The sequence below is a fragment of the Streptomyces sp. AHU1 genome (assembly GCF_045343905.1).
Lineage (GTDB): Bacteria > Actinomycetota > Actinomycetes > Streptomycetales > Streptomycetaceae > Streptomyces > Streptomyces triticiradicis.
In genome coordinates this window covers 320,685-340,494 of sequence record NZ_CP174283.1, presented here as the reverse complement: position 1 = coordinate 340,494, position 19,810 = coordinate 320,685, and the positions used below count along the sequence as shown (strand labels likewise).

Here is a 19,810-nt window from a genome sequence, read left to right as displayed (position 1 = left end):
CGGCGTCACAGCGCCGCCATGGGACGGCCTCGGGCGGTGACGGTCACCTACCGAACAGGCGGTACGCGCCGTCCTCCGCGTCGCGGCGTACCGGCCCGGCCTCGACGCCACCGTCGCCCTGCTGCCGGGCCCGGCTCGCGCGTCCCTCTGCGCCCGCGACGCCCTGTCCGGACGGTTCACCGCGGCGGGCGCAGCTGCCGTGGACGGTGGTGGCGCTGCGTCCTGCAGGAGCGTTCAGGAGCCGGGGCCGGTCCGCGCCGGACGGACGGCCCACTGATGCGGCCCCCCTCATGATCGAGTCCGGCTGCCCAACGGGCCCTGTGAAGGGGGCGGTTGCCCCCACCCTTGTCGGTCCACAGGGCCCACCGGCCCCGGTCGGGGACCTGCGGCCCCTGCACCACCGCTCCCTGCACCACCACGCTGGCATCGAATCCCCGATGAGGAGGCAGAAGCCATGGTTCGCAGTGTTGTCGTAGGTTTCGATGGCTCGGCCGAGAGCCGTGCCGCGGCGGAGTGGGCGGCCCGCGAGGCGAAGCGGCGTGGGCTGTCGGTCAAGCTGGTCCACGTCTGGGAGACGGTGCCCGAGCCCCTGGCCCTGGCGCGGTTCCTCGGTGCCGAGACGCGGCAACCGTGGGGCGGGCGAGTCGCGCGCGCGGTGGTCGAAGGGCTCAGGGCGCGTCACCCCGGCCTGGACGTGACCGTGGAGCAGGTCGCGGGCCGGCCCGCCGAGGTGCTGGCCGAGGCGGTGAAGGACGCCGAGCTGGTGGTTCTCGGCTCCCGAGGGCTGAGCGGCATCGGCGGATTCCTGGTCGGCTCCGTGGGCCAGGCCGTCGTGGCGGGCGCCGAGCAGCAGCCGGTGGTCCTGGTCCGTGCCGGGGAGCGGGCCGCGGACGGTCATGCGGTGGATCCGTCCGGACTCCCGTCGTCGGCGGCCCTGTCCGGGCCCGTCGTCCTCGGGCTCGACACCGATCACCCCGACGACACGGTGATCGCCTACGCCTTCGAGGCGGCCGCCCGCCGGGTCACACCCCTGCGGGTCGTCCACGCCTGGAGCCCGCCGCCGTACTTCGTCTACGGTCTGCCCGCCGACCCCGAGCTCAACGCCGTGCTGGGCAAGCAGGACGCTGCCACGCTGGCCGAGGTGCTGCACCGCTGGAAGGAGGAGTACCCGGCCGTCCAGGTCGTCGAGGAGTCCCGCTGCGGCAGCCCGGCCGTCGAGTTGGTCGACGCCTCCCGCGGGGCCTCGCTGGTCGTCGTGGGCCGCCGCATCCGCCGCAGCCCACTCGGCGCCCGCATCGGCCCCGTCACGCACGCTGTGCTGCACCACGCCCCCGCCCCCGTCGCCGTCATCGCGCACGACTGAGCGCACCCCCTGAAGGGGCCTGTACGGTCGACGGTAGATCTTGAAAGTGGAGTGGCACCTGATGACAGACGTGACTGTGTCGGCTGAGGCTGTGGGCGGTGGGGAACGGGCCGGTCGGTCTGGCCCGTGACCGGACGGCTGCATCCTTCTCCGTCGGGCATCCTCTGCGGAACGGATCGTGCAGATCTGCCGGATGACGGTGTGGACGTATGTCGGTCAGGTCCGGTCGTCGTCCATGTGCAGAGCGAGGACGGGGCAGGCGGCGACAGCCCGGCGGGCATGAGTACGCAGTCGGTCGGAGACGGTCTTGTCCTTGAGGACGGGGTATCCCCATTCGTCGAGGTCGATCAGCTCGGGGAGGAGTTCGGCGCACAGGCCCTGCCCGGTGCAGGCGATGCGGTCGATGCGCAGGGTGCGGGCGGGGCTCATAGCCAGGTCTCCGGGGCGGTGGCCGGCGGCACGGGGAGCCGGGGCGGCTGATGGGCGGCCTTGCAGGTGCCGTGGGTGAGATGGCGGTCGACGTCGTCGGCGAAGGCGTGAAGGGCGGAAGCGGCGAGGCGGGCGGCGCCGTCGGGATGGCGGCAGCCTCCCCGGCCGGGCAGCAGACCGGCGCGCCGGCGTAGCCGGGACAGCAGGGCGGCGTCAGCCCGTCCCGTGGCCAGAGCGGTGAAGTCGTCGGCCACGGCGGGCAGGCCGAGGTGGCAGGGACCGCACTGGCGTGCGCTGTGTGCGGCCAGGTAGGTGAGGACGCGGGCTGTTTCGAGCAGGCCGCAGGACGCTGAGGGCAGTGCGACGAGCACACCGGCGCCGGGTGAGGCACCCAGCGGGGCCAGATCGTGCCGGGTCAGGAGGGTGTGCAGATGTTCGACGGGGAGCCACGAGCCGCCGAAGCCGCCGAGCAGGACCGCCTGCAAGGGCTGCGTTGCACTGCCTGCCCGGTCGAGGACCGTGGCGAGCGGTGTGCTCAGCGGTACTTCCAGCACGGCTGGGGTGCGGACGGCGCCCGAGACGGTGACGAGCAGGGTTCCGGGTTCGTCCGGTGTGCCGGCCTGCCGGAACCAGGCCGGCCCGTAGCGGGCGATCATGGCCAGATGTGCGAGGGTCTCGGCGTTGTGGACCAGGGTGGGGCGTCGGCGGACGCCCCGCTCGTGAGTGTGCGGCGGGCTGCCCCCGGGCCGGGCGGGGCCTCCGTTGAGCCAGCGCACCAGGGAGGTCGACTCACTGGAGACGTAGGCGTCCGGAAGGGCGTGCAGTCGTAGCCGTACGGGATCGAGGTGGGCGCGTTGCCGATCGTCCACGGCGGCGCTCAGTTGCCGGTGCTGGGCCACGCGGTCGCGTGGCAGGCACACGTGGATGGTGTCGGCGCCGACCGCTGCGGCGGTCAGCGCGGCGCCGTCGAGGACGAGATGGGGTGCGACGGCGATCAGGAATTGGTCCTTGCGGCTTGCCGGCTCGCTCTCCATGGCGTTGACGACGAGCACGCGCCGGCCCCTCTGTGCCGTGACGGCACGAAGCTTGCGGGCCGTCGGGAATCCGGCGCCGCCCCGGCCGGTCAGTCCCGCCTCCGCCACGGCCTCGACCAGTGGTGAGCAGGCGCTGCTGGAGAACGCTGAGCTGAAGGGGGCAGGTCCGTAGTGCTTCAGGTGATCGGCGAGGGTCGCGGGCCGGCCGATGGCGTACCAGGCGGGCAGTGGCCGGATCGTACGGTCCTGGAGCGAGGTGCCCGGCGGTGAGGGGAACGGCGGCAGAGTTCACTGTCCACCCCTGACCAGGATCGCCGCCGATGCGGCGCGCTGGGACCAGCCCGGTTGCAGCGGTCCCGTGGCGAGGAAGGCGGTGAGTACCACCGGTACGGCGGTCGCGGCGACGGCGGCCGTCAGGCGCCCGGCGACCCGCCCCGGACCGGCCTTCATCAGCCGCCACCACACGCCCGCGACCACCGCGCCGAGACAGCCGGCGTACAGCCACAGCTGGAGGGGGAGCCGGGTGTCGGTGCCGGTGCCCACGCCGTGGAAGAGGGCGAGCGGCCAGGCGGCATAGGCCAGCCAGTGCACGGCCTTCCAGCGGCGCGCACCCAGGTGCCGGCGCAGCGCGCTGGTGACCGCGACGGCCAGCAGCAGATCCAGTCCGCCGGTGCCCAGCCCGAGCCAGAGCGGACGATAGGACGCACCGAACGGCACCACGGACACCGCGAGATCCTTCTGCTCGATGATGGTTTCGAAGGGTATGCGTGGAGACGGAGAGCGGGAGGCTGAACAGCAGAATTGTGGTGGGTGCGGACGGCTCGGAGGCTTCTGAAGCGGCGTTGCGCTGAGCGGTGGAGCAGGGGACGGGCGTTCGGGGCAGTCGTCGCCGCCCTGGAGCCGCCCGTCGACTGGTACGGCCTGGCACCGCGGACCGACGACAAGCCGGTCGCCGCGGAGACCTGGGGGCGATTGGAGGCAATCGGCACGGAGGTGGGCAGGCACTGACCCGCCTGTGGAAAACCGTACGACGTCACGCAAGGCAACGCCGCGTCCGCACTGGTGGACGCGTCACGGGATGCTCAGCTCCTGGTGGTCGGGAACCGTGGACACGGGCGGTCCAGCGAAGCGCTCCTGGGTTCGGTGAGCCTGCGCTGTGTGCAGCACGCCGAGGCACCCGTGGTGGGCATCCTCGCACTCGAATGAACCTCCCGGGACGGCCTGCCGAGTGGCGAGTTCGTCAACGCTGACCGGGGTGAGCAAATTCAGCGTGTCGGGTGGCGGTCGGCGGTTTCGGGGTGTTCCAGCTGGTTGACCAGAAGCGCGGCCTGGACGCGGCGCTGGACGCCCAGCTTGGCCAGCAGCCGGGAGATGTGGTTCTTCACCGTCTTCTCCGACAGATAGAGCTTTTTGCCGATCTCACGGTTCGTGAGCCCGTCACTGATCAGTACGAGGATGTCCCGCTCGCGCGGCGAGGGACCGGCCAGCTCGGGCGGGAGGGCAGGCTCCTCGGCCGGGTCCGTGCGCAGCTTGCGCATCAGCCGGGCGGTCGTCGTCGGGTCCAGCATCGACTGGCCGGAGGCGACGGTACGGACCGCCGAGATCAGGTCCGACCCCTTGATCTGCTTCAGCACATAGCCCGCCGCACCGGCCATGATGGCGTCGAGCAGCGCCTCCTCGTCGTCGAACGACGTGAGCATCAGGCAGGACAGCTCGGGCATCTGGCTGCGCAGCTCCCGGCAGACGCTGATGCCGTCGCCGTCCGGCAGGCGTACGTCGAGGACCGCCACGTCGGGGCGCAGCGCGGGGCCGCGCACCAGGGCGTGCTCGACACTCTCGGCATCACCGACGACCGAGATGTCCGGCTCGGCGTCCAGGAGATCCGTCAGACCACGGCGCACCACCTCGTGGTCGTCCAGCAGGAAGACCCGGATCGGGTTCTGCTCGGAGAACGTACGCGCCTCGGCCATGCCGACCCCTTGTTCAGTAATGGATCACGTACCGTGCACCCGGCCCGGTTCGAACATCGTCCCTCGCGGCCTGGACGCACCAAGGCCGACCTGTTCCGTTCGAGCGTAGCGGCCGCTTCACCGGTCCGGTGGTGTTCGGGGCCCAAGAGGTCGAAGCCGACGGCCACCGACCGCACGCGGAGAGTCGACAGGTACCGACGGTGTGTGGGGTGCATTCAGGCGGCGAACTGTCCTGCACCCGGACCGAGTCGGCTGGTCGTGGACTATCGGCCGGAGCGGCCCTCGGAGAGGGACGTTCGGCCCTGCCACGAGGAACCCTTGACCCGTCAGGAGGGTCGGGAAGATCCGCTCTTTGCCGACCGAGTCCACCAGCCCGTATGCCTCCAGGTCCTCCAGCAGTTCCCGTTTCACCCGGGCGAGGGCGAACACGGCGCCACGGTGGGTCAGTTCGCGGCGCAGTTCGTCGACCGCGTCGAGCGCGGTGATGTCGACCTCGACATTGACCTCGGTGTTGAGGACGAACCAGTGGACAGGCTCGCTCTGTTCGTCGACGGCGGCCAGGGCACGGCGCCGGAGGTTCTCCGCGTTGGCGAAGAACAGCGGCGAGTCGTAGCGGTAGACGAGCAGGCCGGGGATCGTGCGGGCCTGCGGGTAGTCGTCCACGTCGTGCATGCCGACCACGCCGGGGGCGAGGCCCTCGACGGCGTCGTGCGAGTGTGTCACCCGGGTCAGCAGCTCGGCCACCGACAGGCCTACGGCCACGATCACCCCGTACAGGATGTCCAGGGTGAGCACCCCGGTGAAGCAGCCGAGGGCCAGGAGGAGTTCCCGGCGGCGGAACGAGGCCAGCCGACGGAAGCCCGCGAGGTCGGTCATGCGGACCGCGGCGTAGACGACGAGCGCGCCGAGGACGGCCGAGGGCGTGCGTGTCGGCAGCGGGCTGAGGAAGAGCAGCAGGATGAGCACCGTCACGCCGGTCACCAGCGAATACGCCTGGCTGTGGACGTCGGCCTAGGAGGCGAGGGCGGTGCGGCTGGCACTGCTGCTCACGGGAAAGCCGTGCAGGGCTCCGGCGTCCGGGGTCAGGAACTCCTGGTCGGCGTCCAGTCCGGGACCTTCGTCGTCGTGGTCGGCGAACGCCCGCACGGTGAGGATGAAGTCGGTGTACGCGACCAGCAGCACGCCGAGTGCGGGCAGCGCGAGCCGCGGCAGTTCGCTCAGGTCCGGAACGGCGAGGCCGGCAGACCGGACGGGATCTCGCCGATCACCTTCAGCCCGTACCGCCCGTCGAGGTCGAGGACCACCACGGCGGCGGTCCCGAGGCCGAAGGCGACCAGTGGGCCGGGCACGGCACGGGCGTGACGGGCCGTGGCCAGAGCCCCCATGCCGGTATGCCGCTCTCCGTCCAACAGCCTCTGGAAGCAGGGCCGTTCGGCCCCGAGGCTGCGGACTTTCGGCATCCGTCGCCGACCGGCGTGCACGGTCAGAGTGAGTGGTGCCAGGCACCGAGCCGACCGCCCTCGAAGGGAACCATGACCATGGCCGTGCACGAGCACCCTCGCCGGAGCTCCGGCTTCCACCTGCCGTCGCTGCGCAAGAACCGGGATGCCTCCGCGTCCGAGTCGGCAGGCGTCGGCACGTACACCGCGCGGGCCTACGCCTTCGCGTCCCTGCGCCTGCTCACCGGGTTCGTCTTCCTGTGGGCGTTCCTCGACAAGACCTTCGGCTTCGGCTACGCCACCCCCTCCGGCAAGGGCTGGATCGACGGCGGCTCGCCGACGAAGGGCTTCCTCGGCTCCGTCGCCGTCGGGCCGATGGAGTCGACCTTCCACTCCTGGGCGGGCGACCCGTGGGCGGACTGGCTGTTCATGCTCGGTCTGCTCGGGATCGGTCTCGCCCTGGTCGGTGGTGTCGCGCTGCGCATCGCCGCCGTCGCCGGCACCGCGATGATGGCGCTGATGTGGATCGCCGAGTGGCCGCCGGCCAAGCACGTATCGGACGGCTCGCCGAGCATGTCGACGAACCCGTTCGTCGACTACCACGTGATCTACGCCGTCGCCCTGATCGTCGTGGCGGCTGTTGCCGCGGGCGACACCCTGGGCGCGGGCAGGTTCTGGGCCAAGCTGCCCTTCGTCCGCGACCACAGCTGGCTGCGCTGAGTGCCGACGGTGCGGTGGGCCGGCCACCCGGCCCACCGCACCGCTGTGCAGGGAGTCGGCCGGCCCGAATCCGGGACCAGTGGCCCCTGCACGAGCAACGGCTCGAAGACGACGCTGGAATCGGAACCCTCGCCCCAGGAGGTGGAGATCATGCTCCGCACCATCCTCGTAGGTCTCGACGGCTCGCAGGAGAGCAGGGCCGCCGCGGAATGGGCGGCTCGCGAGGCGAAGCTGCGCGGCCTGCCGCTGAAGATCGTGCACGTCTGGGTGCCGGTGCCGGAACCGATGGCCCAGGCACCTCTTCTGGGCACCGAGACCCAGCAGCACTGGACCGAGAGGGTTCCCCGGGAAGCCGCCGAGGGGATCCGGCGGCACCACCCCGGCATCGAGGTGCGCACGGAGCAGCTCTCCGGTCACCCGGGTGACGCATTGGCCGAGGCGGCGAAGAGCGCCGAACTCCTCGTCCTGGGCTCGCGCGGCTTCGGCGGGATCGGTGGGTTCATGGTCGGCTCGGTCGGCCTGTCCGCCGTCGCGCACACGGACACCCCTGTCGTACTGGTCCGCGCGCTGGAGGCCGCCGCCGACGAGCACGAGCTGGACCCGGCGGGCGTTCCGTCCGCCGCGACCCCGTTCCGGCCCGTGGTGCTCGGGCTCGACGTCGAGCACCCGGACGAGACGCTGATCGAGTTCGCCTTCGACGCCGCAGAACGCCGCGCGACATCCCTGCGGGTCGTCCACGCCTGGAACCCGCCGCCCTTCTACGCGTACGGCACCCCCGCCAACCTGGCGCTGCACGAGGCCCTGGCCCTGAGCGCGTCCGAGGCCGTGGCCGAGGTGCTGCGCCCCTGGCGGAAGAAGTTCCCGGACGTGCGGGTCGTCGAGGTGTCCCGCTACGGCAGCGCGGCCCTCCACGTCGTGGAGGCTTCGCGCGATGCCTCCCTCGTCGTCGTGGGCCGGCGCATCCGGCGCAGTCCCCTCGGCGCTCACATCGGACACGTCACGCACTCCGTCCTGCACCACTCCACCGCCCCGGTCGCCGTCGTCCCGCACAGCTGACCCGTCCCGAGGGGAAGAGGCAGATGGACCTCCCGATCGTCGTCGGCGTGGACGGCTCCGAATCCAGCCTGCGGGCCGTCGACTGGGCGGCCGCCTGCGCCGGTCCGACATCAAGATCTCCACCGACGTGCTGCCGGAGGAACCCGAGTACGCGCTCGTCCGCGAGGGGCGTGAGGCTGCAGCGTTGGTGCTCGGTACCCGCGGTCGCAGCGGCTTCGTCGAGATGCTGCTGGGGTCGGTCAGTCTGACCGTCACCGCCCACGCGCACTGCCCGGTGATCGTGCTGCGCGGCAGTCACGACAACCAGGTCCGCGCCGGCACGCGTGGCCGGGTCGTCGTGGGTATCGGCGAGAGGGCGGCGGGCTCCGCCGCCCTGCGCTTCGCCGTCCAGGAGGCGAAGCTGCGCCATGCGCCCCTGGACGCCGTACGGGCGTGGCGGTGTCCGGCGTACGAGAGCACCGACCACCCTCTGATGGCCGGTGAGCCCGCGCGTCTCCACGAGTTGCACGCCGCTGAGGTACTGGACAAGGCGCTGGAGGACGTACCCGCGGATGTGGACCTGAGCCAGCGCACGGTCGAGGGTCCCGTACGCAGGGTCCTGCTGGACGCCTCGTACAAGGCCGATCTGCTGGTGGTCGGCGCGCGGCGCGATCCAGGATACCTCGGACGCCAACTGGGGCGCGTCGCCCACGCGGTGCTGCACCACTCCGCCTGCGCCGTCGCGGCCGTACCCGAGCAGGCGTGAGAGAGGCGGACGGCCGCGCATAGGTCCGCCCCGTGATCGTGGACGTGTCTCGTGCAGCAGCTTCGCCGCAGTTCTTCGCCGGTCAGACCGCCGGTACCACCCGATGACCCAACCGCCGACGACTTACGGAGTCGTACCCATGTCCCACGCCGAACATCAGGACGCCCCCGCGATCACCGACGAGGAACTGCGCACCCTGGACGCGCACTGGCGGGCCGCCAACTACCTGGCCGCGGGACAGATCTACCTGATGTCCAACCCACTGCTGACCGAGCCCTTGAAGCCGGAACACATCAAGCCCCGGCTGCTCGGCCACTGGGGCACCTCGCCCGGCCTCAACCTCGTGTACACGCACCTCAACCGGGTGATCAAGAAGCGGGAACTCGACGCGCTGTGTGTGTGGGGTCCAGGTCACGGGGGTCCGTCGATCCTGGCCAACTCCTGGCTGGAGGGCAGTTACAGCGAGACCTACCCGGACGTGTCGCGTGACGCGGCGGGGATGGCACGGCTGTTCCGGCAGTTCTCCTTCCCCGGCGGAGTGCCCAGCCACGTCGCGCCGGAGACACCCGGCTCGATCCACGAGGGAGGTGAGCTCGGCTATTCGCTGTCCCACGCCTACGGCGCCGCGTTCGACACCCCGGGACTGCTGGTCGCCTGCGTGATCGGCGACGGCGAGGCGGAGACGGGACCGCTCGCCGCGTCCTGGCACTCCAACAAGTTCCTCGACCCGGTGCACGACGGAGCCGTCCTGCCGGTCCTGCACCTCAACGGCTACAAGATCGCCAACCCGACCGTGCTCTCCCGGCTCCCGGAGGCCGAACTCGATGCTCTGCTGCGGGGATACGGCCACAAGCCGATCCACGTGACCGGCGACGACCCGCTCCAGGTGCACCGGGCCATGGCGGCCGCGATGGACGACGCGCTGGACCGCATCACCTTGATGCAGCGGACCGCCCGCGAGGACGGTGTCAGCGAGCGCGTGCACTGGCCCATGATCGTGCTGCGTACACCGAAGGGCTGGACCGGCCCCGCGGAGGTCGACGGCGAGCCCGTCGAGGGCACCTGGCGCGCCCACCAGGTGCCCTTGGCCGGGGTCCGCGAGAACCCCGAACACCTGCGGCAGTTGGAGGCCTGGCTGCGCTCCTACAAGCCCCAGGAGCTCTTCGGCCCGGACGGCTGCCCGACCGCCGACGTCCTCGCCTGCGTGCCCGACGGCACCAAGCGGCTCGGCTCCACCCCGCATGCCAACGGCGGTCTGCTGGTGCGCGACCTGCCCATCGCACCGCTCGACGAGTTCGCCGTGCCGGTCGACAAGCCGGGCAGCACACTGCACGAGCCGACCCGCGTTCTGGGGGACCTCCTGGCCCAGGTGGTGAAGAGCACGGGCGGGCGCCGTGACTTCCGCGTCGTCGGCCCGGACGAGACCGCCTCGAACCGGCTTCAGGCCGTCTTCGAGGTCAGCGGAAAGGCGTGGCAGGCCCAACACCTGCCGGTCGACGAGCACCTCGACCGGCACGGCCGTGTCATGGAGATCCTCTCCGAACACACCTGCCAGGGCTGGCTGGAGGGCTACACCCTCACCGGCCGGCACGGGCTGTTCTCCTGCTACGAGGCGTTCGTGCACATCGTCGACTCCATGGTCAACCAGCACATCAAATGGCTGAGGACCTCGCGCGAACTGCACTGGCGCGCCCCGGTCGCCTCCCTCAACTACCTGCTCACCTCGCACGTGTGGCGCCAGGACCACAACGGCTTCTCGCACCAGGACCCCGGCTTCGTCGACCACGTCCTCAACAAGAGCCCCGAGGTCGTGCGCGTCTACCTCCCGCCGGACGCCAACACCCTGCTGTCCGTGGCGGACCACGTCCTGCGCAGCCGCGACTACGTCAACGTCGTCGTCGCCGGCAAACAGCCCTGCTTCGACTGGCTGTCCATGGACCAGGCCCGCGCCCACTGCGCCCGCGGCGCCGGCATCTGGGACTGGGCGGGAACGGCCGACGGCGACCGGGACCCCGACGTCGTCCTCGCCTGCGCGGGCGACGTCCCCACCCAGGAGGTACTGGCCGCCTCCGGCCTGCTGCGCCGCCATCTGCCCGGACTCGCCGTCCGGGTCGTCAACGTGGTCGACATGACCCGGCTGCTGCCGCGCGAGGAACACCCGCACGGGATGAGCGACTTCGAGTACGACGGGCTGTTCACCACGGACAAGCCGGTGATCTTCGCCTACCACGGCTATCCCTGGCTCGTCCACCGGCTCGCCTACCGCCGCGCCGGCCACCGGAACCTGCACGTGCGCGGCTACAAGGAGATGGGCACCACCACGACCCCCTTCGACATGGTCGTCCGCAACGACATGGACCGCTACCGGCTGGTCATGGACGTCGTCGACCGCGTCCCCGGCCTCGGCGTCCGCGCCGCCGCCCTGCGCCAGAAGATGGCCGACGCGCGCTCCCGGCACGCCGTCTGGATCCGCGAGCACGGCACCGACCTCCCCGAGGTCGCCGACTGGACCTGGAACCCCTGACCCGCACCTCACTCCCGGAAGGAACTCACTGCCATGACCGTACGCGTCGGCATCAACGGCTTCGGCCGCATCGGCCGTACCTACCTGCGCGCCGCCCTCGACCGTGCCGAACAAGGCACCCAGGACGTCGAGGTGGTCGCCGTCAACGACATCACCTCACCCGCCACCCTGGCCCATCTGCTGGAGTACGACTCGACGTTCGGACGCATCGGACGCGATGTCCAGCACGACGACAGCTCCATCACGGTCGACGGACGCCGCATCGCCGTCACCGCCGAACGTGACCCGGCCGCCCTGCACTGGGCCGACCACGGAGCCGGCGTCGTGATCGAGTCCACCGGGCGCTTCCGTGACCGGGACTCGGCCGCCCTGCACCTGAAGAGCGGCGCCCACACCGTGCTGCTGTCGGCTCCCGGCAAGAACGTGGACGCCACCATCGTGATGGGCGTCAACGACCGTACCTACGACCGGAACAGCGACCGGATCGTCTCCGCCGCCTCCTGCACCACCAACTGCGTCGCCCCGATGGTCAAGGTGCTCGACGACGCCTTCGGTGTCGAGCGCGGGGTGATGACCACCATCCACGGCTACACCAACGATCAGTCACTGCTGGACGGCCCGCACAAGGACCTGCGCCGCGCCCGCTCCGCGGCCCTCAGCATCATTCCCACCAGCACCGGCGCCGCCCGCGCCGTGGGCCTGGTGGTGCCGGAGCTGGCGGGGGCTCTGGACGGGATCGCGGTCCGGGTGCCGGTGGAGGACGGCTCGCTCACCGACCTCGCCGTGGTCCTCGCCCGGGAGACGAGCGTGGACGAGATCAACGCCGCGTTCAAAGCGGCCGCGGACGGCCCGCTGAACGGCATCCTGCGTGTCTCGAAGGCGCCGATCGTCTCCCGCGACGTCATCGGTGACCCCTCGTCCTGCATCTTCGATCCCGCCCTGACCCAGGCCAACGGCACCCTGGCCAAGATCTTCGGCTGGTACGACAACGAGTGGGGCTACACCAATCGCCTGCTGGACCTGACGGCCCTCGTGGCCGACGACTGATCTGTCCCGGCCGTCGGCCGTGACGGCGGAGGCGGGCCGGTCGGTACCACAGGAGGGCCGACCGGCCCCGGGGCGGCCCCGTACAGCCCATGGGATCGTTCCGGGTTCCGCCGGACGATCGAAGGAGCGAAGGCGATGGAGGAGAGCTGCGATGACGGACGACCTGCTCGACCGGCCTACGGTCCACGCCCTGCTCGCGGACGGCACCACCGTGTGCGTACGCCCCGCTCGGCCGGCTGACCACGAACAGTTGCAGGGGTTCTACGAGGAGATGTCGCCGGAGAACCTTCGGCTGCGGTTCTTCTCGGTGAGCCGGCGGTCGGCCGCCATGGCCGCCGACCGCGCCTGCGCCCCCGCCCGCCCGGGCTACCGGGCCCTGCTGGCCGAGGTGGACGGCAGGGTGATCGGCCTCGCCGAGTACGACACCGGCGGCGAGGCGGACGGCGGTGAGGAGAGGAGCGCGGAGATCTCCATCGCCGTCGCCGACGGCCTGCACCACCGGGGCGTGGGCACCCTGCTCGTCGAGCACCTCGTCTCGGCCGCGCGCGCGGAGGGCATCACCACCTTCACGGCCGATGCGCTGAGCGAGAACCACGAGGTGCTCCGCCTCTTCGCCGACCTCGGCCTGACCACCTCCCGCCGCTTCGAAGGGCCCGAGGTGCGCTGCACCATCCACCTCGACGAGGACGACACCTACCTGTCGGCCGTCGAGGCCCGGGGCCGCGCCGCCGACGTGGCCAGCCTGCTGCCTCTCCTGCGGCCTTCCGCGGTCGCCGTGGTCGGCGCCGGACGCACCCCCGGATCGGTGGGCCGAGCCGTCCTGCACCATCTGCGCTCGGGCGGCTTCAAGCATCGTCTCTTCGCCGTCAACCCCGGTGTCGACTCGGTGCTCGGCGTGCCGTCCCACCCGTCGGTCGCGGCGCTGCCGATGACGCCCGATCTGGTGGTCGTGGCCGTACCGGCGTCCGCCGTCGCGGCCGTCGCCGAGGAGAGCGGCAAGGCCGGGGTCCGCGCGCTCGTCGTCGTCACCGCCGGCCTCGACCACGCCCAGGCGCAGGCCCTGCTGACCGCCTGCCGCACCTACGGCATGCGGCTCGTAGGACCCAACTGCCTCGGCGTCTCCAACACCGACCCGGAGCTGAACCTCGACGCGACCTTCGCCGCCGAGCATCCCCGCCCGGGGACGGCCGGTGTCGCCGTGCAGTCCGGCGGCATCGGCATCGCCCTGCTCGACGGGCTGTCCCGGCTGGGCATCGGGGTCTCCTCGTTCGCCTCGCTGGGCGACAAGTTCGACGTCAGCGGCAACGACATGCTCCAGTGGTGGGAGAGCGACGGCCGCACCGACCTCGCCCTGCTGCACCTGGAGTCCTTCGGCAACCCCCGTGCCTTCTCCCGCACCGCCCGGCGGGTGACCCGCCGCATCCCGGTGCTGACCGTGGATGCCGGCCGTACCGACGCCGGTCGGAAAGCGGCCGCCTCCCACACGGCCGCCGCCGCCACCCGCACGATGACCCGCCAGGCGCTGTTCACCCAGGCCGGTATCACGGCGACCCGCTCGGTCGGCGAACTCCTCGAAACCGCGGCCCTGCTGCACTCCCAGCCGTTGCCGGAAGGCCCCCACGTCGCGGTCGTCACCAACGCGGGTGGAGCCGGAGTGCTCACCGCGGACGCCTGCGCCGAGGCGGGACTCGTCCTGCCGCCGTTCACCCCCGCGGTGATCGACGATCTCCTCGCGGTGCTGCCGGACGGCGCCTCCGTTGGCAACCCGGTCGACGCCACCGCTGCCGTGTCCGAGGAGCAGCTCACGGAGTGCGTCGACCGCCTGACCCGGTGCTCCGGCGTCGACGCCGTCGTCGTGGCGCTGGTCCCCACCGCGGTCGCCGCGGCCACCGGCGACGACCTGGTGCGGGCCCTCACCTCGGCTCCCGGCCGACGGGCGCGGCCCGTGGTCGCCGTACGGCTGGAGCAGGACCGGTCCGTGCGGCTGATGGCCGCCGCGGACGGAGGCACGATTCCCTCGTACGCCGAACCGCAGGCGGCGGCCCGCGCCCTGGCGCACGCCGCGAAGCGCGCCGCCTGGCTCGCCAGGCCAGCCGGCGTTGTCCCGGCGCTCACCGGCGTCGAGAGCGACCGGGCACGGACAGTCGTGGCGGATCACCTGTCCCAGCTCTCCCTCGCGCGGCTCCGCCCGGCCGGAGGAACCCTCGACGGCGGCGGCTGGCTCGATCCACGTACCTGCGCCGACCTGCTCGCCTGCTACGGCATCCCGCAGATGCCCTGGGCCTGGGCCGAGACCGAGGACGACGCCGTGCTCGCCGCCGACCGGCTGCGCGGCTTCGACGGCCGGGTCGTGATGAAGGCCCACTGGCCCGGACTGCTGCACAAGTCGCAGCAGCGGGCGGTCCACCTGGACCTGCGCGGTGACGCCCAGGTGAGGGCCGCGTTCCGAGACCTGGAGACCCGTTTCGCGGGCCTCATGACCGGCGTGGTCCTGCAGCCCCTCGCCGACCGCGGCACCGAACTGTTCGCGGGCGTCGTCCAGGACGAGGTCTTCGGTCCGCTCGTCCTGTTCGGGCTGGGTGGCACGGCCACGGAGGTCCTGTCCGACCACGCGGCGCGCCTCGCCCCCCTGACCGACCGGGACGTGCACGAGCTGATCACCTCGCCGCGGTGCGCTCCGCTGCTGCTGGGCGCGAACGGAAACCCCCCTGTCGATCTCGAGGAACTGGAACAGCTGCTGCTGCGGCTGTCCCGGATGGCGGTGGACCTGCCGCAGCTCGCCGAGGCCGACTTCAATCCCGTCCTGGCGTCACCGGGCGGCGTCACCGTGCTCGACGCACGGGTGCGTCTGCTACCGCGCCGCCCCCAGGACCCCTACCTGCGCCGACTGCGCTGAGGAGGAACGGCCGTGCGACACGACAAGGTCGGATCCGTGATGACCGCGGACGTGGTCCGTGCCGAGTACGGAACACCGTTCAAGGAGGTGGCCCGGCTGCTGGCGGACCACCGGATCAGCGGACTGCCGGTGGTGGACGAGGATGACAAGGTCATCGGTGTCCTGTCGGAGACGGACCTGATGATGCACCAGGCGACCGTCCCGGACCCCTACGAGCCGAAGCGCCGTGCGAGGCTCTCCGAGCTGACGCCCGGTGCCAAGCGCCAGACCGCTAAGGGCCGGGCACGCACAGCCGGTGGGCTGATGACGACGCCCCCCGTCATCGTGCACGCCGACGACACCATCGTCCAGGCCGCCCGCGTCATGGCCCAGCGGCACGTGGAACGGCTTCCCGTCCTCGACGAGGAGGACCGGCTCGTCGGCATCGTCACCCGCCGCGACCTTCTCCAGATCTTCCTGCGGTCCGATCAGGAGATCCGTGACGAGGTAATCGAGGAAGTCCTGGTACGTGCGTTGTGGCAGTCACCGCGCAGCATCAACGTCTTTGTGACCGAAGGCGTCGTCACCCTGGCCGGCCAGATGGAACGCAGGAGCGAGACGGAGATCGCCGTATCCATGACCCGTCGGATCGACGGCGTGGTCGACGTCGTCGCCGATCTCACCTACCGGCTGGACGACGCGCACCTGCGTCCCGGGGAACAGACACAGGTACCGCACGGTGTGACCGAGGACTGGCTGCGCCGGCTGTGAGAGGAGGCGGGCCATCATGACCGGCACCGTGCTGGTCACCTACGGAACGACGAACGGTTCGACCGCGGAGATCGCCGATGCGGTCGCGGGCATCCTGCGCAAGGACGGGCTGGCCGTAGAGTCGTGTCCGGCGCGGTCCGTGCGGAGCGTGGTGCCCTACGACGCCGTAGTGGTCGGCGGCGGGCTCTACGCGGGGCGCTGGCACAAGGACGCGCGGCGGTTCGCCCGCCGTCATCGAGACGCACTCGCGCAGCGTCCGGTGTGGTTCTTCAGCAGTGGACCGCTCGGTGACTCCGTCGCGGGGCGGGACGTCCCGCCCGTGCGGGGCGTGCAGCGGGCCATGACCCGGCTGGACGCGCGGGGGCACATCACCTTCGGAGGGTGCCTGAAGGAAGGAGCCGAGGGGCGGATCGCCAAGATGATCGTCAGCTCCGGGAAGGGCGGCGACTTCCGGGACTTCGGCGCGATCGAGGCATGGGCACAAGGCATCGCCGACGCGCTGACGCACGCATAGGAGGAGAGGAGTTCTTCGGCCCGTTCAGGTCGACCTCGGTACCCGACGCGAACCGGGCATCGGGGCGGCCTCGAGGATCGTGCGGGCCGGTACCACGACAACGGGGCCGGCAGCCTCGTGCAGGACAGCCCTGACGGCCTCGCCACTCCACGCCGGTTCTTTGGCCCACTACGACCACACACGAAAAGCTCCAGGCCGCTCTTCGCAAGCCTGGAGCCCGAATCCGTCGTGCGTTCAGCTGGTCTTGTGGCCCCAGCGTGGTCCCACCTGATCCCATTCCTTGCCCCACTCGTCGACGCGGCGGCGGTCGAGCCGCCACCGGATGACCGCTCCGGCTCCGAACACCGGGCCGGCAAGCCCGGCCGCCGCCGCAGCGCCCAGGAAGTCCGACTCGATCGCCGCCTCGGTCGAGCTCAGCGGCGCGGCGGTGAGACGGCCGTGGCCGTCCTGCCAGACCGTGACCCTGGATCCGGCCTTGAGACCGGTGTCCACCTGGGTTCGGCCGGTGCGGGTCGAGCCGTCGGACGCCGCCCAACGCACGGTTGTCATCCGGCGACCGTAAGCGCCGCCGATCGCGGGGGCGTTGACGGGGACGTCGTTCAGGACCACGGCCCGGACGGGCTGTCGCTCGGCTCGCTGCGCCGCGAACGCCTCGTCCGCGGCACGGGCGGTCACCAGCCCGGCGACGGAACCGCCCACGGCGAAGACTGCCCACACGGCCAGCACGGTCCAGGCCTCGACGATGTCATCGCGTCGTCGCAACGGGTTGCTGCGCCACCGCCACAACCGTTTCTTCGCGTACGTGCCACTGGGCATCAGTCCGCACCTCCTCGTTGTCGTGACACTTCCGACCGTGACAGCCGAGGTCGTGCCAAGGCATGGGCCGAGCAGGTGCCGCCGCAGGGCCGCGCGGGACCAAATCCACGGTCGGGAGGGGCCGTTCAGCCCAACAGGCGACGAGGTCCGACGCAGCCCTGCCCGGGTCTTTCGCCCCGTGCCGGCAGTAAGGCGCGGCGCCCATGCTCGTCATACGGAACCAGCCGTCCGACGCCCGCACGCGAGGAGGGCATGATGAAGAACGCGACCTTCGGCGCCGCGCTTCTGGAGACCTGTGTCTCCGCCGCGGTCGCCGCCCCCTCGATCCACAACACCCAGCCGTGGCGCTTCGGGCTGGACTCCGAGACAGTGACATTCGAGGTGCGTGCCGATCCCGAAAGAGGCCTGCGGTACGCGGACCCCGAGGGCCGGGCCCTGCTCCTTTCCGTAGGAGCCTGCGTGTTCAATCTCCGGGTTGCGCTCGCCCACTTCGGTTGGTCACCTGTCACACGTCTGCTGCCCAGTCCCGACGACCCCGACCTGCTCGCCACGGTGCGTCCCTCCGGACTCACCGCCAGGCAGGAGCCGGAGCAGGAGCGGAGCGAGGATCTCTATGAGGCGGTCTGGTGCAGGCACAGCAGCCGCTTCCCTTTCACGAGCCGACCGCTTCCCGCGGCTGTGCGCGACGAACTCGCCGCGGCGGCCCTCGCGGAAGGCGCATCACTGCGCTTCCCCGACGAGGTCGACGTGACCCGCATGCTGCGCCTGACAGCCGAGGCCGAGCGACGCAACCGCCTCGAAGCGGACCGGGCAACCGAGGGCCGCCGCTGGGTCCACCGGGACCTGGAACCGACGCCCGACACAGGCCTGCCGCGAACAGCTCTGGGACCGCAGGACGCTCACGAGAGGATCCCGCTACGCGATTTCAGCGCACAGCGGCATCCCGAACGGCTCACCGCGCGTCCTTTCGAGGCGAACCCGGTCGTCGCCCTGCTGGCCACCGAGCACGACCGCCGAGTCGACTGGCTGCGCGCCGGACAAGGCCTCGAACACGTATGGCTCGTCGCGACGGCATACGGCCTGCGCGCCTCTCTGCTGCATCAGGCGGTCGAATGGGCAGACCTGCGGGACGCGCTGGACAGCGCATTCGATGCGACCGCGCATCCGCAGCTGCTCATACGCCTCGGATACGGTCCTGAGGGCCCGGCCACTCCCCGCCGCACACCAGGTGTGGACCTGCCGTAGGCCGCTCGGCTGCCGGACCGCCATCGTGCCGAGCCGGCCGGCCCCTCTCGTCACCACCGGACCGACGGCAAGGACCGTTCGGCGAATGATGGGGCCGGACGGCCCAAGCGAGGCGGACCATTACGGCACAAGCTGGATGTGTGGGGCAATCTCGTTACTTGAAGAGGGATGGGGAGGAGCGTCATGAAAGGCTTCGTCTTCCACGGCCCCGGGCAGTCCGCCTGGCAGGATGTCCCGGACCCCGCCATCAAGGAACCCACCGACGCCATTGTGCGGATCGGCACGGTCACCATCTGCGGCACGGACCTGCACATCCTCAAGGGAGACGTCCCCGAGGTGCGTCCGGGAACGGTCCTGGGCCACGAGGCCGTCGGCGAGATCGTCAAGGTCGGCAGCGAGGTTCGGACCGTACGTCCGGGCGATCGCGTGCTGGTCTCCTGCATCAGCGCCTGCGGGCGCTGCCGCTACTGCCGGGAGGGCATGTACGGCCAGTGCCGGGGTGGTGGAGGCTGGATCCTGGGGCACCTGATCGACGGCACCCAGGCCGAGTACGTCCGCGTTCCCTTCGCCGACCTCTCCGTGCACGCACTGCCCGGCGCGGTGGAGAGCAGGGACGCCGTCCTGCTCGCGGACATCTTCCCGACGTCCTACGAGGTGGGTGTCCTCAACGGGCGGGTACGTCCGGGCGACACGGTCGCCGTCGTCGGCGCCGGACCCATCGGCCTGGCGGCGATCGCCACGGCACGTCTGTTCTCGCCCGAGCGGATCGTCGCCGTCGACCTGGCCGCCTCCCGGCTGGAGGCCGCCAAGCGGCTCGGTGCCGATGTCGTGGCCGACGCCCGCGAGGAACCGGAGCAGCTGATCGCCGATCTCACCGACGGCCTCGGCGCGGACGTGGTCATCGAGGCGGTCGGGGTGCCGGAGAGCTTCGAACTGTGCACGCGCATGGTGCGGCCCGGCGGCCACGTGGCCAACGTCGGCGTCCACGGCAAGCCGGCGACGCTGCACCTGGAAGACCTGTGGATCAAGAACGTGACCATCACCACCGGCCTGGTGGACACCCACTCCACGCCCACCCTGCTCCGCATGACCACTGCCGGCCGGCTGCCCACCGCGCAGCTGATCACCCACACCTTCCCGCTGGACGACATGGAGGAGGCCTATGACATCTTCTCCCGTGCCGCCGACACCGGGGCCCTCAAGGTGGTGCTGGGCGAACCATCGCACGACGAGGTCGCCGTACCGGCGGCCTGACGAGAGGA

Annotated in this window: 17 protein-coding genes and 2 pseudogenes; 12 read left to right on the top strand and 7 right to left on the bottom strand. The window is 71.3% G+C overall.

Annotated elements, in window-relative coordinates; all coding sequences use genetic code 11:
* Positions 1 to 43: 43 nt before the first annotated feature.
* A complete protein-coding gene (locus ACICHK_RS01605) occupies positions 44 to 274 on the bottom strand; it encodes a hypothetical protein (protein ID WP_406835198.1) in 231 nt (76 codons plus the stop codon).
* Positions 275 to 454: 180 nt separating this feature from the next.
* On the opposite strand from ACICHK_RS01605, the gene ACICHK_RS01600 reads away from it, so the two are divergent.
* Complete coding sequence (locus ACICHK_RS01600; protein WP_406835197.1) at positions 455 to 1,363, top strand: universal stress protein; 909 nt, start codon at positions 455 to 457, stop codon at positions 1,361 to 1,363.
* Positions 1,364 to 1,579: 216 nt separating this feature from the next.
* Here the strand turns inward: ACICHK_RS01600 and ACICHK_RS01595 are convergent, their stop codons facing one another.
* The 3 genes from ACICHK_RS01595 to ACICHK_RS01585 all read right to left on the bottom strand — a co-directional run bounded on the left by ACICHK_RS01595 (position 1,580) and on the right by ACICHK_RS01585 (position 3,552).
* Complete coding sequence (locus ACICHK_RS01595; protein ID WP_406835195.1) at positions 1,580 to 1,792, bottom strand: ferredoxin; 213 nt, start codon at positions 1,790 to 1,792, stop codon at positions 1,580 to 1,582.
* Positions 1,789 to 3,006, bottom strand: a complete 1,218-nt coding sequence (locus ACICHK_RS01590; RefSeq protein ID WP_406841136.1) for an NADH-ubiquinone oxidoreductase-F iron-sulfur binding region domain-containing protein — start codon at positions 3,004 to 3,006, stop codon at positions 1,789 to 1,791. Before ACICHK_RS01590 ends, ACICHK_RS01595 begins: the two co-directional genes overlap by 4 nt.
* A gap of 108 nt (positions 3,007 to 3,114) precedes the next feature.
* On the bottom strand, positions 3,115 to 3,552 hold the full coding sequence (locus ACICHK_RS01585) for a hypothetical protein (protein ID WP_406835194.1): 438 nt from the start codon (positions 3,550 to 3,552) through the stop codon (positions 3,115 to 3,117).
* 336 nt (positions 3,553 to 3,888) lie between these two features.
* On the opposite strand from ACICHK_RS01585, the gene ACICHK_RS01580 reads away from it, so the two are divergent.
* A complete protein-coding gene (locus tag ACICHK_RS01580; protein WP_406835192.1) occupies positions 3,889 to 4,032 on the top strand; it encodes a universal stress protein in 144 nt (47 codons plus the stop codon).
* A gap of 59 nt (positions 4,033 to 4,091) precedes the next feature.
* On the opposite strand, the gene ACICHK_RS01575 is transcribed toward ACICHK_RS01580, so the two are convergent.
* Together ACICHK_RS01575 and ACICHK_RS01570 are read right to left on the bottom strand one after the other, a co-directional pair.
* Positions 4,092 to 4,796 carry a response regulator gene (locus ACICHK_RS01575; RefSeq protein ID WP_406835190.1) on the bottom strand — a complete coding sequence of 235 codons (705 nt, stop codon included), beginning with the start codon at positions 4,794 to 4,796 and terminating at the stop codon, positions 4,092 to 4,094.
* A gap of 324 nt (positions 4,797 to 5,120) precedes the next feature.
* A pseudogene (locus ACICHK_RS01570) lies at positions 5,121 to 6,163 on the bottom strand (SulP family inorganic anion transporter); the annotation flags it as partial.
* 171 nt (positions 6,164 to 6,334) lie between these two features.
* On the opposite strand from ACICHK_RS01570, the gene ACICHK_RS01565 reads away from it, so the two are divergent.
* From ACICHK_RS01565 to ACICHK_RS01530, 8 genes and pseudogenes are all read left to right on the top strand, one after another.
* Positions 6,335 to 6,955 carry a hypothetical protein gene (locus ACICHK_RS01565; RefSeq protein WP_406835189.1) on the top strand — a complete coding sequence of 207 codons (621 nt, stop codon included), beginning with the start codon at positions 6,335 to 6,337 and terminating at the stop codon, positions 6,953 to 6,955.
* 150 nt (positions 6,956 to 7,105) lie between these two features.
* Positions 7,106 to 8,011, top strand: a complete 906-nt coding sequence (locus tag ACICHK_RS01560; protein WP_406835187.1) for a universal stress protein — start codon at positions 7,106 to 7,108, stop codon at positions 8,009 to 8,011.
* 23 nt (positions 8,012 to 8,034) lie between these two features.
* A pseudogene (locus tag ACICHK_RS01555) lies at positions 8,035 to 8,756 on the top strand (universal stress protein).
* Positions 8,757 to 8,895: 139 nt separating this feature from the next.
* Positions 8,896 to 11,280: a phosphoketolase gene (locus ACICHK_RS01550; protein WP_406835186.1), complete on the top strand. Its 2,385-nt coding sequence runs from the start codon at positions 8,896 to 8,898 to the stop codon at positions 11,278 to 11,280.
* Positions 11,281 to 11,313: 33 nt separating this feature from the next.
* A complete protein-coding gene (gene gap, locus ACICHK_RS01545; protein WP_406835184.1) occupies positions 11,314 to 12,327 on the top strand; it encodes a type I glyceraldehyde-3-phosphate dehydrogenase in 1,014 nt (337 codons plus the stop codon).
* 151 nt (positions 12,328 to 12,478) lie between these two features.
* The gene (locus tag ACICHK_RS01540; protein ID WP_406835183.1) at positions 12,479 to 15,223 is read left to right on the top strand and encodes a GNAT family N-acetyltransferase; all 2,745 of its coding nucleotides are present in this window, start codon (positions 12,479 to 12,481) and stop codon (positions 15,221 to 15,223) included.
* A 12-nt stretch (positions 15,224 to 15,235) separates the two neighbouring features.
* Positions 15,236 to 15,973: a CBS domain-containing protein gene (locus tag ACICHK_RS01535; RefSeq protein WP_406835181.1), complete on the top strand. Its 738-nt coding sequence runs from the start codon at positions 15,236 to 15,238 to the stop codon at positions 15,971 to 15,973.
* Positions 15,974 to 15,989: 16 nt separating this feature from the next.
* On the top strand, positions 15,990 to 16,487 hold the full coding sequence (locus ACICHK_RS01530) for a flavodoxin domain-containing protein (RefSeq protein WP_406835180.1): 498 nt from the start codon (positions 15,990 to 15,992) through the stop codon (positions 16,485 to 16,487).
* A gap of 234 nt (positions 16,488 to 16,721) precedes the next feature.
* Here ACICHK_RS01530 and ACICHK_RS01525 read toward each other — a convergent pair whose 3' ends face one another.
* Entirely contained in the window at positions 16,722 to 17,303 is a 582-nt protein-coding gene (locus ACICHK_RS01525) for a hypothetical protein (RefSeq protein WP_406835178.1), read from the bottom strand.
* Positions 17,304 to 17,558: 255 nt separating this feature from the next.
* Here ACICHK_RS01525 and ACICHK_RS01520 point away from each other — a divergent pair, with 255 nt between their 5' ends.
* Positions 17,559 to 18,548 carry an Acg family FMN-binding oxidoreductase gene (locus tag ACICHK_RS01520; RefSeq protein ID WP_406841135.1) on the top strand — a complete coding sequence of 330 codons (990 nt, stop codon included), beginning with the start codon at positions 17,559 to 17,561 and terminating at the stop codon, positions 18,546 to 18,548.
* Positions 18,549 to 18,731: 183 nt separating this feature from the next.
* Positions 18,732 to 19,802 (top strand): zinc-dependent alcohol dehydrogenase family protein, encoded by a 1,071-nt coding sequence (locus tag ACICHK_RS01515; protein ID WP_406835177.1) that lies wholly within the window; start codon positions 18,732 to 18,734, stop codon positions 19,800 to 19,802.
* Positions 19,803 to 19,810 lie beyond the last annotated feature (8 nt).